The sequence below is a fragment of the Pseudomonas sp. NFACC37-1 genome, from assembly GCF_900101575.1.
GTDB classification, from domain to species: Bacteria; Pseudomonadota; Gammaproteobacteria; order Pseudomonadales; family Pseudomonadaceae; genus Aquipseudomonas; species Aquipseudomonas fluorescens_AA.
The window spans coordinates 35,397-45,552 of sequence record NZ_FMUZ01000041.1 but is presented as its reverse complement, the minus strand read 5'-3'; the positions used below and the strand labels follow the sequence as shown (position 1 = coordinate 45,552).

Genomic DNA, 10,156 nt, shown 5'->3' with positions numbered 1-10,156 from the left:
TCTCCATGCGCTTGATCTTGGCTTTTAGCTCCTGGATCTGGCGCTGATCGTCAGTAATCGCCTTGGTGCCTTTAACTGGCTGGCCCTCGCGTTCCTTACGAACCTGATCAACCCAGCGCCGTAAAGCGGTGGGTCCGATGTCCAGCGATGCACAAACTTCTGGTACCGGGCAGTTATCATCAAGCACCATGCTGGCAGCATGCAGCTTGAACTCGCGGGTATAGACCTTTCTTTCGTTCATGGAACCTCCAAGTTGGCGAAATCATATCGCCCTTAAGAGGTGTCCGGAATTATTAGGCCAGTTCAGTCCGGCCCGTCTCTGGTGGGTTTCTTAGCTCCCGACACCCTTAACGAATGCCCTAAGAAAGCAGCCAGAGGTAAAGGATATGCCTGCAAACCTGACCTTCACGATGAAGGTAACCAGCCCTACCCGCACGTCAGCCCATACACAACCTCCTTTGGAGGTGTGTCATGTCTGATCCGCTGATTCCTACTCAATTTATTCGACATAATATTCATCTGCATGCCCTCTTGGTTGAAAACCAGGCTTGGTTCAGCGCGTGCGATTTGGGGCGTTTGATGAGCAAGCACCTTGATGAGCGCATGACACGCAAGCTTGATCCTGACCAGCGCCGGATGATGCTCGTGCATATCCACGGCTTGACCGAAGAGCGACTGATGCTGAGCGAGTCGGGCGTTTATGCGTTGCTGGTTTATCACTATTGCCCTGAGTATCGGTTGCTACGTGAGTGGATCACGCATCAGGTGGTGCCTACACTGCGGGATGAGCGCTGCTCGCACAAGGTGGAGCGCCCCACGTTGAGCGTGCTGGACTGGCCGAAGATGTCGCTCTGCATGCTGCATTGGCAGGATGAGCCATGGATTCGCTTGCGGGATATGCCCGCGGTGCTGGTGGATGATCCGTTTAGTCAGCATGAATCTTGGTGGCGGAAAGCATCGCGGGTTTTGAGAGGGTTTTGACATTGAGATGCCGTCGTCCTCGCTCGGGCGACGGTTTCTATTGCCTCTAGGGAATTTGGAGCTGCTTTAAGGCCCAGTGCACGCCATATCCGCAGCGATCTTTACGGGAGAAGAACTTTCCATGTTTGGCTGCTCAATTGATGACATAAAAGAGGCGGGCTTCCTCGGGATACACTGATGTACCCTACAAGGGAGATGACAAAAGCGTTCAGCGGCTCGGATTATTGCAGAAGAAATTCATGGGCAACGAAATGATAGAACAATACTTTTCTAAATATAACATCCACCTAACTCTAGGGATTAACCATGCAACACCTCATTTATTCATCCCTAGACGTATATTCCCAGCTACGAGACGAGTTGCAGCGAGTTATTGAGAAAACGAGAGAAATCGACCCTAAATATTCCTCGCACGCGGGAATGGTTTTACATTACTACTCAGAGAGATGCCAGTCCATAAACCTCCTTCTTCAGGAATGGAAGCTCTGGGACTGCGATATCATAATGCGGTCGGCACTTGAGTGTGCTACTCGGTTCTTATTTGTAAGTATCGCGCCCCCAGATGAGCGCGGATTACGTATAGACGAATACTCCGTATTCTTGAATCAAATCGAAGATCTTCAGCGTTCAGAGAGGGCTAAACCCTTTGCTACCGAGTCAAATAATCAAGACACTCAGATGCTCATTGGCGGTGTTATTCTGAGCCCCGACCAAGAGGCCGAGCTTCGCGCAAAGTGGCCAAAGTCCAAGCGAAACGCTCTTAAGCAAAAGTGGTCATTTACCGAAATGGCCCGTGTTCTTTGTGAGTTCCACGATGATGGGCTTGATTTACGAGGGTACAAGTCTTTTTTACATGGCTATGGTATCAGCAGTCACTTCATACATGCAGACCAGACAGCAATGGACCTCATCTGGGATCGTGCTACAAGAGAACCACAAGAAAGGGCACTTCTTGAGAACGCGCATTTTGCCGGCCTTGCTACGGAACCGGTTTCAATTTTATTCCTTTGCTGGCGGGCAATGGTGTATGCAACCGGTATTGATTCTTCGAGAAAGGATATTGTTCAGAATGTCCTGGCGCTGAATGGGCAAGCAGACATTTACCATCGAGAGTTTGCCGAGTCGCAAGTACATCGTTACAACAAATCGGACGACACTACAGCCTAGTTTGACAATTGAGTAACAACAGCTGATATCCATGCTCGGGCGGCGATTTTTGTTGCCCAAGGAACGGGCTACCTATATCGCAGCCCAGCGGGAGCAAGCTCCCTCGCCACAGGTATCGGGTCATAGGTTGGTGTAGGGCTTGGTTGCTGTGTTGTTTTGAGAATCGCGGGCAGGTTTCCACGGCTTTGGGATGCGGAATAGTGGTTTCAGGAAACACCCTGTTTCTGTTGGACGAAAAAGAACACATGGGGATATGCAATGACGGAAAAAATAAAGTGAGGCCTTCGAGTCGATTCACAGTTCGGCTGAAGCGCTGCTGAAAATCGACGCTATCGACGAGGCGACCATGGGGGAATTCGACCAAGCTTGCATTGTTGAAGTGCCTGTTGACCCGCCTATTGACGACGAGGCTTAGTGCCGCGAATGGGCGCATTAGAGGCAGGCTTTTCCTGCCCAAGCGGCGGCGTGTAAATGGTTTGCGGCGTTCTGGTCAGCCCGAGACGCAGTCCGAACTTCCTCATGATGGCGTCAATGGTGCTGAGGGTCGGATTACCCTTGTCCTTCTCGATCTGGTACAGGGCTTTGGTCGACATCTTGCACATCAGTGCAAAGGTTTCCTGGTCCAAACCGGTGACCTCGAGTCGTAGCCGGCGAACGGCGGTTCCCAGGGTTTCGTTTCCCGTCGCGTGCTGGGTCGAGATATCTTCAAGCAGTGCCTGGCGACCTTCGGGGGTGTATTCTTTCATTGACTTTCTCGTTCGACCGGGCGCTCAGCTTTCAGCAATATAATTCCGGTTAGCCAAGGGTTTCACCGCGTAACCGGCATTATTATGCCGGTTGTCTTGGGGCTGCTTTGCAGCCCAGCGGGGATAAATCCCCTCGCCACAGGGTTGGTGTCGAGCTGAGGATATCAATAAAATCTCGGGCGCTGTCCATGGCCGGGGCATTGCTGCAGATGTTGCACCGAGTTGAAAACAATCAGTGCAACCCACCCCGTCTCCCGCTATTAATATCCTTTCCCCCTCAAGGCCCCGAGTCCGCAATGAAATTCAACCTCGCCTACTGCCGCAGCCTCGACGACAAGCTGTCGATCTATGACGTGCGCGATCTGAATTTCGACGAGACGGTGGCGTTCGATTCTGCGAAAGAACAGTTCCAGTGCCCCAACGATGCCTGTCGGGCGGCGTTTGATGAGGAGAATCGGCTGACGACGTTCAATGCCAAGAACGTCAATTACATTCGCACGCCACATTTCAAGAACCAACCAACGACCCAGCATATCGAGGGCTGCCCTTATGTCAGTCCGAAAACGCCGGGGTTGGGTGCGCAGAGTGACGAGGCGGAAACGGATGACGACCGCGAAGAGCATTTTCCGTCGGAGCTGTTGCTGACTCGGCGTCAATACGTGCGTAAACCGTCCGATCTGCCGAAGGATGTTGAAGCGACTCGCCCTACGCCCCTCTCTGTATCGCCCCACGGTGATAACACTCATTCCGCCCAGGACTCGACACCGGACAAGACCAGTGTCTTCGCCCACCCGGTGGAATGTTTCGTCTCGAATTTCGATAACAAGGATTTGCTCAAGCGCATGCCGCTGAAGATCGGCGAGCACACGGCGCCCTATGGATCGTTCTTCAAGAAGATCGAGTACTTGCAGGACAACAAGGGCTTGATCTACTGGGGCAAGATCAAGGAGATCAAGGATTACACGCTGAGCTTTCGCATCGATTTCGAAGCAAAGGCCTGGTTCAAGCAAGCGGACGAGGCAAAAAAGAAGCCTTACTCAGTCAATGTTTACCTGAGCAAGAAGCTGATCGACAACTACCGCAAGCGCAAAGCGTTCCTGGCAGAAATCAAGCACGCCATCGACAGTGATGCGCCGTTGTACTGCTTCTTTTATGGCGTGACGCCGGAGTTCAAGCAGGTGCCGAGCAAGAAAAACCCCGACCAGACGTTCGGGGTGTTCAGCGCCAATATCGAGAACCTGGACCACTTCATTATTCGGGAGGCGCCGGGATTGGCCGACAAGTAACTTCGTCCAGGGTGGTTGTAGCGCTACGCCTTCTTCATTGCGCTCCTTGAGCAAGTTGCCGTTCGAACGCCCATATCTCTCGTTTCACTTCCATACGCCGCTCACGGGCTGCCTGGGCGGCGGACTCATCCAGACCGCCGTAACGCCGCAACCAGTGCACGATCATTTCCTCATCCGGAAAGTAATAGCCCTTATGACCTTTGCTGCTTCTCGGGGTGTCGTTCATATCGCCATCGAAGCGGCCCGCAGCGTATTCATCTGCGGGTAACGTGCCCCATTCGGCGGCACAGTCCTCGAAAATCCAGGAAATTTCGTTGATGTGCTTTTGCGCACCGCGATGACCGCGTTTGTAAAAAACATACTCACGGCAACTTTTCTGGAAGCGCTCCATCATCGGCTCGTCATCGACCCAGCGAAGGAGGTCGTGCTGTCCCGCGTGACGCATCAAGCCATTGATCCATCGCTCTGAAAACCGTTGAATAAAACCTTCGACATCAGCTTTTTTAGCATCGGCGAAAATCATGCAATAACGGGTTTGCACATGGATGACGAACAACACATGTTTGCGTTGCACGGTGATTGCATGAACCAGCCACTGTTCGGCGAGCTCACCCACCTCATCATCCTCTATGACGGATGAGGGTGGCTTTCCCACTGGCGTGATTTTCTTACCTTTGTTTACGCGGCTGAAGAAGGCGCAGGCCGCTTCAGTACAGTTGAAGATCAACATTCAGGTCCTCAGGAAAATACTTGAAAAAACTAGGCGTCTTCAGCCCATTCAATCTCATACGGCTGGCGAACAGCGTCGGAAATCCTTTCACGTAACTCGTCACTCAGAACCGCCAATTCCTGATCGTCCAGCAGGTCATAGGCAATCATCAATCTGAGCGATAAGGAAATCTCTCGGCGTCGGCCTACATTGAATGCCATTGCCATGTCCTTGTCCCGATTGCGCATAAAGCGATAGAGCGTACGATATCGCGCTTGAGCTGATAGCGCGTCGTTCTGAGCGATCGTCTGGGCATTAGCAAGAACACCTTGGCAAAAGCGGTCCAGCGCCAGATCGTAAAGGTGGTTGTAGTTTTTCCAGTCACTGTCGGATGTTGGCATGGAGCCCCCTTACTAGATGAGCAACGCCGTACAGAAGCCTTACTCTGTCAACATTATCAGCATCACGATACCTAACAGTCCAATGTAGACCCAAGCATGAAGTCGATCCGGTATCCGCCCGATCCACGGCGTTGCCAGGCGGATGCCCAATAACGCCCCTAGCGTGAGTACAGCGAAGGCCAGCAAATCGACATAACCGACGAACCACGGCCCGAGGTCTGCTCCAGTGAAAGCGGCCAAGGCCATGCAGGTCACGGTGCCGGCCAGAGCGACAGGCAGGCTCAGCGGATTAGCCATGGACGTAGCCTGGGACATGTTCAAACCACATCGGCGCAGCAGCGGCACGGTCATGACACTTCCCCCCCAGGAATGTGGCAATGATTCCGACAGCGGTAACCCCCAACGTCGTTTCCATTGTCGACAGGGGTCGTGGGTCGGCATCCCTGGCGCGTGTCAGAAAACCTCGCCGCTGCAGGCAATCCAGAATGGTCAGGCCCAAGTAGGCAATGAAGGCGTAGCGGATAATCTCGCCGCTCATCCAGGTGGAAGCCGTGGCGCTTGCGCCGGACTACGACGAGGCTGGACGCGATGACGCGCTGATCGATCTGCTGCTGCACGAACTGCTGCGCAGCGTCCATCTGCCACTGCACCTTCCATTGCCCCAAGACCCGCGCCTGCTCGGCCTGTGCCAGGCGTTCCTGAAACACCCCGACACCCATGCCTCGCCCGTGCAATGGGCGGCGCAATTGCATATCAGCCTGCGCTCGTTCAATCGCCTGTTCAGCCGGCAGACCACACTGAGTTTCAGCCACTGGCGGCAGCAGGCGTGTGTCATGGCGGCGTTGGCCCGTTTGGCCGAAGGGGATTCGGTGACGTGCATAACCCTGGATCTGGGCTACGACAGCCCCGCTGCGTTTTCCACCATGTTCCGTCGCGTACTGGGTCACGCTCCGAGCGCCTGGCTGGAGAAGACCACCGGTCATTGATCAAAAAATGAGATTGATCAGGATTCAAAACAACTGTACAAAAACACAGTATTTTTTTGAATCCCACAGCTTTGGAGCACCCCATGGCCTCTCTCGCAATCAAAACCACCCTGGAACGCATCGCTGTCTATCAATTCACCCCTGCTCACAGTGCGCAAGCCCGAGCCATGCTGGGCTGGAGTGTCGAGGAGCTGTCCCGGCAATCCGGCGTCTCGGTCCAGGCCATCCGCCGCTTCGAGGCCGGTGGCGAGTTGCTCGATGTTACCCGCCTGGCCCTGGCGTTTCGCCTGGAGGCCGAGGGGCTGGTGTTCTTCCCCGGCTTCGCACCGGGGCGCGGCATGAACATCAAGGGCGCGACGCCGGACCCGATGGGGCGGCCCGATTACGCGATGATCGAATAACACCGTCTGCGCACATGCTAGGCGATACCGGCCTGGTCCTGGTACGCCGAGGGTTCTACGTCCAGCCACCAGGCGCGGCCACGCTGCGGCTGCGCCAGGGTGAATGCTTCGCCCATTTGCGGTGTGGTGATGCAAACGTTGCGCTCCCAGGCCAGGGCCAGGATGCGATCGAAAGGTTCATACCAGGCATGCATCGCCAGGTCGAACGTGCCGTTGTGGATCGGCAGCAGCCAGCGGCCCTTCAGGTCGATATGAGCCTGCAGTGTCTGCTCCGGCTGCATGTGGACATGGGGCCAATCGACGTTATAGGCGCCGGTTTCCATCAGCGTCAGATCAAAGGGGCCGTATTGTTCGCCAATGCGTTTGAAACCCTCGAAGTAGCCGGTGTCGCCACTGAAGAAAATTCGCGTGGCGCCGTCGATCATCACCCACGAGGCCCATAAGGTGCTGTTGCTGTCGAACAGGCCGCGACCGGAAAAATGCTGGGAGGGCGTGGCGATGAACTCGATGCCGTCCACCTCGGTGCCTTGCCACCAGTCCAACTGACGCACCTTGCTGGCATCGATACCCCATTTGATCAGGGTATCGCCCACGCCAAGGGGAGCCAGGAAGTGGCGAGTCTTGGCCGCCAGCTTGAGGATTGCCTGATGATCGAGGTGGTCGTAATGATCGTGGGAAAGGATCACCGCTTCAATCGGCGGCAACTCTTCCAGGCTGATGGGCGGCTGGTGAAAACGCTTGGGGCCGACCCATTGCACGGGTGAAGCACGTTCGGAGAACACCGGGTCGGTCAGCCAGAATTTGTCCCGCAGCTTGAGCAACACGGTGGAGTGGCCGAGACGGAAGACGCTGTGATTCGGCGCGGCCAGCAACGCGGCGCGCGTCAGCGGTTGAACCTCGATGGTGCCCGCCGGCCGGGTCGCGCGCGGCTTGTGGAAGGTCATGTTCCAGATGATGCGCAGGGTCGTGCCGAACCCTTGCCGCGGAGTGAAGGCGTGATTGCGATACTTGCCCTGTTCGTGCCGGGATAAATGTTGGGCAGACGGGCTATCGGTCGAAAAAGAGGGAATGGTCATGGTGCGATAACTCCAAGGACGTCGTCGCAATTGCGCTTCGCCGTTGTGGGACGCTGGATGGCCGTTGCATGCACGCTCAGCCGTTTGACACAGAAACTACACCACTCGGTGTAGTTTCTAGATTGCATGAATGCCGGGAGCAAGTAAACTGCCGAGTGTAAGTTCTCTTCTCTCAACCGACGAATGCCCATGACCGTACCGCAGCGCCTTACCGAGCGAAAACGCGAAGCCATCCTCCAGGCCGCGATTGCTGAATTCCGTAGCAGCGGTTTCGAGATCACCAGCATGGACAAGATCGCGGCGACTGCCGGCGTATCGAAGCGCACGGTGTATAACCATTTCCCCAGCAAGGAAGAACTGTTTGCCGACATTCTGAATCGGTTATGGAACAGCATCACCGCAGAACAAGACATGCCCTACAGCTCGCAAACGCCGCTGCGGGAGCAGCTTCAAACGTTGCTGCAAGCCAAGCTGCACCTGCTGGCGGACGAAAACTTCCTCGACCTGGCGCGCATCGCCATCGCCGCAACGATTCATTCCCCGGAGCGGGCCCAGGACATGGTGTCGCGCATGGGGCAGCGTGAAGAAGGCCTGACGGCCTGGATTCGCCAGGCTCAGGCCGATGGTCGGTTGAAGCCTGTGGAGCCGGCATTTGCCGCCCAACAAATGCATGGGCTGCTCAAGACGTTCGCCTTCTGGCCGCAGGTTTCCATGGGGCAACCGAGCCTGACCCAGGAGGAGCAGACCCGTGTGATCGAATCGGCACTCGACATGTTCCTGAGTCGTTACCAGGCCTGATCACGGGAAGTCCTCCACGTAACGAGGGCTATTGCATCGATGGGTTGTGCACAACCTTCTGGTGCATTTCGGTGGTCAAGCTGTCGATACGCTCGGTCAACGCCTTGGTCATTTCCGTCAGGCGGGTGTTCTGCTCCAACAATTGGAGCAACTGCGCCGTGTTCTGTGCGGCTTCGGCCTGGCGCTCGCTGTTGGCGACGGCCAAGGCTTCGCGATGTTGCGCATCGGCTTCCGCCTGGGCCTTGTCCCGAGCGGCCTGCCGGGTTTGCGCCAGCAAAATCAGCGGGGCGGCATAGGCCGACTGCAGGCTGAACGCCAGGTTCAGCAAGATGAACGGGTAAGCATCGAAGTGAAAGACCCCCATCAGGTTCAGGCTGACCCATAGCAGCACGATTAAAGTCTGCGCACCGAGAAACATCGGCGGTCCCGAAAAAACGCGCGAACGCCTCCGCCCTCAGCGCAAAGCGGTCATTGCCAAAAGTCGGCGCCAGATGAGCGTGAGGGCGATGAAAACGCAAGTGGTCAACGGGTGCGGAGGGCGTGGTTTGGGAAGACTTCGTCATCGTGATGTTCTCTGCCAGGGGCTGGTGCTCTAGGCACTATAACCGTTGCGGGAGCATCATCCATTGAGTCATGCACAGCCTGCGCGTTACAAAGTCAACGCCACCGCAGATTGCGCCCCAACTCATCGAACAAGGTCACCACCGAACGCAAGGCCCGGCAGTCTGGGCGGGTAAGAAGCCACAAAGCCGTGTCATATCCCAGCAACGGTTCACCGATTGGCATCAGGCCCTGGTTTTCGTCGATCAGAAAGTCCGGCAGCGCCGCCACCCCCAAACCCGCCCGCACCAGTTCGGTGACCGAGAGCATGCTGTTGCAGCGATAGGCGGGCACCACGCCGGGTAGATGCTGGCGGCGCCAGGCCACGGTGGGGTGATCGGGGAGAAAATCGTCAGGCGCGATCCAGGTCACGGCAGCCAGGTCGTCCACATTCGCCGAGCGCAGGTACGTGACGCCGGCACATACCCGGAACGTTACATTGCCGAGGTTGCGACCAACCAGATGCTCCGGCGGCGTACGGGTCAGTCGTAACGCAATGTCGGCATCCCGGCGGCTGAGGTTGGCGAAGTCATTCGAGGTGCTCAACTCGAGGCTCAACGCCGGATAAGCAGGCATGAAACGCGCCAGCGCCGGCAGCAACAACGCTTGCAGGACTGAATCACTGCACGTCAGGCGCACCGTCCCGCTGATGACCTCACCGCCCTGCTCCACCCCCACCCGTGCCGCCTCCAATGCCTGCTCGGCGCGCTCGGCCTGTTCGGCCAATGCCTGGGCCAGGCTCGTGGGCAAGTACCCGGAACGGCTTTTCTCGAACAAGGGCTGGCCCAGGGCTGCCTCCAGCCGACGTACCGAACGAAACACCGTGGACACGTCCACCTGCAGCAGCCGAGCGGCCCGGGCCAGCGAGCCGCCACGGACCAGCGCCAGGATCAGGGACAGATCGGGATAGTCCAGACGATAGTGCGTTGCTGCATTGATCACTTGGATAAACGCCAATATTGATTGCGTGAACGCCAATCTATAGTGGCCACCAGGAATCAACAA

General features: G+C 56.3%; 11 protein-coding genes and 3 pseudogenes. 6 read left to right on the top strand and 8 right to left on the bottom strand.

The window, feature by feature from the left end; all coding sequences use genetic code 11:
- Positions 1-241: transposase (locus BLP82_RS26835; protein WP_139197963.1), on the bottom strand; the 241-nt coding region annotated here is incomplete at its 3' end.
- A gap of 230 nt (positions 242-471) precedes the next feature.
- On the opposite strand from BLP82_RS26835, the gene BLP82_RS26830 reads away from it, so the two are divergent.
- Positions 472-981 (top strand): BRO-N domain-containing protein, encoded by a 510-nt coding sequence (locus BLP82_RS26830; protein WP_092175498.1) that lies wholly within the window; start codon positions 472-474, stop codon positions 979-981.
- Between the two features lie 306 nt (positions 982-1,287).
- Complete coding sequence (locus BLP82_RS26825) at positions 1,288-2,148, top strand: DUF5677 domain-containing protein (RefSeq protein ID WP_092175493.1); 861 nt, start codon at positions 1,288-1,290, stop codon at positions 2,146-2,148.
- Between the two features lie 395 nt (positions 2,149-2,543).
- On the opposite strand, the gene BLP82_RS26820 is transcribed toward BLP82_RS26825, so the two are convergent.
- Positions 2,544-2,894, bottom strand: coding sequence for a helix-turn-helix domain-containing protein (locus tag BLP82_RS26820; protein WP_092175489.1), 351 nt, complete (start codon positions 2,892-2,894; stop codon positions 2,544-2,546).
- A 296-nt stretch (positions 2,895-3,190) separates the two neighbouring features.
- Between BLP82_RS26820 and BLP82_RS26815 the strand changes: the two genes are divergently transcribed.
- Positions 3,191-4,180, top strand: a complete 990-nt coding sequence (locus BLP82_RS26815) for a hypothetical protein (RefSeq protein WP_092175484.1) — start codon at positions 3,191-3,193, stop codon at positions 4,178-4,180.
- A gap of 34 nt (positions 4,181-4,214) precedes the next feature.
- Here the strand turns inward: BLP82_RS26815 and BLP82_RS26810 are convergent, their stop codons facing one another.
- From BLP82_RS26810 to BLP82_RS26800, 3 genes and pseudogenes are all read right to left on the bottom strand, one after another.
- Complete coding sequence (locus tag BLP82_RS26810) at positions 4,215-4,910, bottom strand: DUF6933 domain-containing protein (protein WP_092175480.1); 696 nt, start codon at positions 4,908-4,910, stop codon at positions 4,215-4,217.
- Between the two features lie 29 nt (positions 4,911-4,939).
- Complete coding sequence (locus BLP82_RS26805; protein WP_092175476.1) at positions 4,940-5,290, bottom strand: hypothetical protein; 351 nt, start codon at positions 5,288-5,290, stop codon at positions 4,940-4,942.
- Positions 5,291-5,329: 39 nt separating this feature from the next.
- Positions 5,330-5,846, bottom strand: a pseudogene (locus tag BLP82_RS26800) (TSUP family transporter); the annotation flags it as partial.
- Here BLP82_RS26800 and BLP82_RS26795 point away from each other — a divergent pair.
- A pseudogene (locus BLP82_RS26795) lies at positions 5,815-6,276 on the top strand (helix-turn-helix domain-containing protein); the annotation flags it as partial. The pseudogenes BLP82_RS26800 and BLP82_RS26795 sit on opposite strands and share 32 nt — an antisense overlap.
- 83 nt (positions 6,277-6,359) lie before the next feature.
- Entirely contained in the window at positions 6,360-6,677 is a 318-nt protein-coding gene (locus BLP82_RS26790) for a helix-turn-helix domain-containing protein (RefSeq protein WP_060740988.1), read from the top strand.
- 17 nt (positions 6,678-6,694) lie between these two features.
- Here the strand turns inward: BLP82_RS26790 and BLP82_RS26785 are convergent, their stop codons facing one another.
- Positions 6,695-7,753: an MBL fold metallo-hydrolase gene (locus tag BLP82_RS26785; protein WP_092175473.1), complete on the bottom strand. Its 1,059-nt coding sequence runs from the start codon at positions 7,751-7,753 to the stop codon at positions 6,695-6,697.
- 189 nt (positions 7,754-7,942) lie between these two features.
- Here BLP82_RS26785 and BLP82_RS26780 point away from each other — a divergent pair, with 189 nt between their 5' ends.
- Positions 7,943-8,551 (top strand): TetR/AcrR family transcriptional regulator, encoded by a 609-nt coding sequence (locus BLP82_RS26780; protein WP_092175469.1) that lies wholly within the window; start codon positions 7,943-7,945, stop codon positions 8,549-8,551.
- A gap of 28 nt (positions 8,552-8,579) precedes the next feature.
- Here BLP82_RS26780 and BLP82_RS26775 read toward each other — a convergent pair.
- Together BLP82_RS26775 and BLP82_RS26770 are read right to left on the bottom strand one after the other, a co-directional pair.
- Positions 8,580-9,114, bottom strand: a pseudogene (locus tag BLP82_RS26775) (DUF1003 domain-containing protein).
- A gap of 94 nt (positions 9,115-9,208) precedes the next feature.
- Complete coding sequence (locus BLP82_RS26770) at positions 9,209-10,156, bottom strand: LysR family transcriptional regulator (RefSeq protein WP_092175464.1); 948 nt, start codon at positions 10,154-10,156, stop codon at positions 9,209-9,211.

What these genes read in the sequence shown, in the direction of transcription:
- BLP82_RS26830 (WP_092175498.1), top strand. Translation starts at nt 472, where the DNA reads ATGTCTGATCCGCTGATTCCTACTCAATTTATTCGACATAATATTCAT.
- BLP82_RS26825 (WP_092175493.1), top strand. Translation starts at nt 1,288, where the DNA reads ATGCAACACCTCATTTATTCATCCCTAGACGTATATTCCCAGCTACGA.
- BLP82_RS26820 (WP_092175489.1), bottom strand. Translation starts at nt 2,894, where the DNA reads ATGAAAGAATACACCCCCGAAGGTCGCCAGGCACTGCTTGAAGATATC.
- BLP82_RS26815 (WP_092175484.1), top strand. Translation starts at nt 3,191, where the DNA reads ATGAAATTCAACCTCGCCTACTGCCGCAGCCTCGACGACAAGCTGTCG.
- BLP82_RS26810 (WP_092175480.1), bottom strand. Translation starts at nt 4,910, where the DNA reads ATGTTGATCTTCAACTGTACTGAAGCGGCCTGCGCCTTCTTCAGCCGC.
- BLP82_RS26805 (WP_092175476.1), bottom strand. Translation starts at nt 5,290, where the DNA reads ATGCCAACATCCGACAGTGACTGGAAAAACTACAACCACCTTTACGAT.
- BLP82_RS26790 (WP_060740988.1), top strand. Translation starts at nt 6,360, where the DNA reads ATGGCCTCTCTCGCAATCAAAACCACCCTGGAACGCATCGCTGTCTAT.
- BLP82_RS26785 (WP_092175473.1), bottom strand. Translation starts at nt 7,753, where the DNA reads ATGACCATTCCCTCTTTTTCGACCGATAGCCCGTCTGCCCAACATTTA.
- BLP82_RS26780 (WP_092175469.1), top strand. Translation starts at nt 7,943, where the DNA reads ATGACCGTACCGCAGCGCCTTACCGAGCGAAAACGCGAAGCCATCCTC.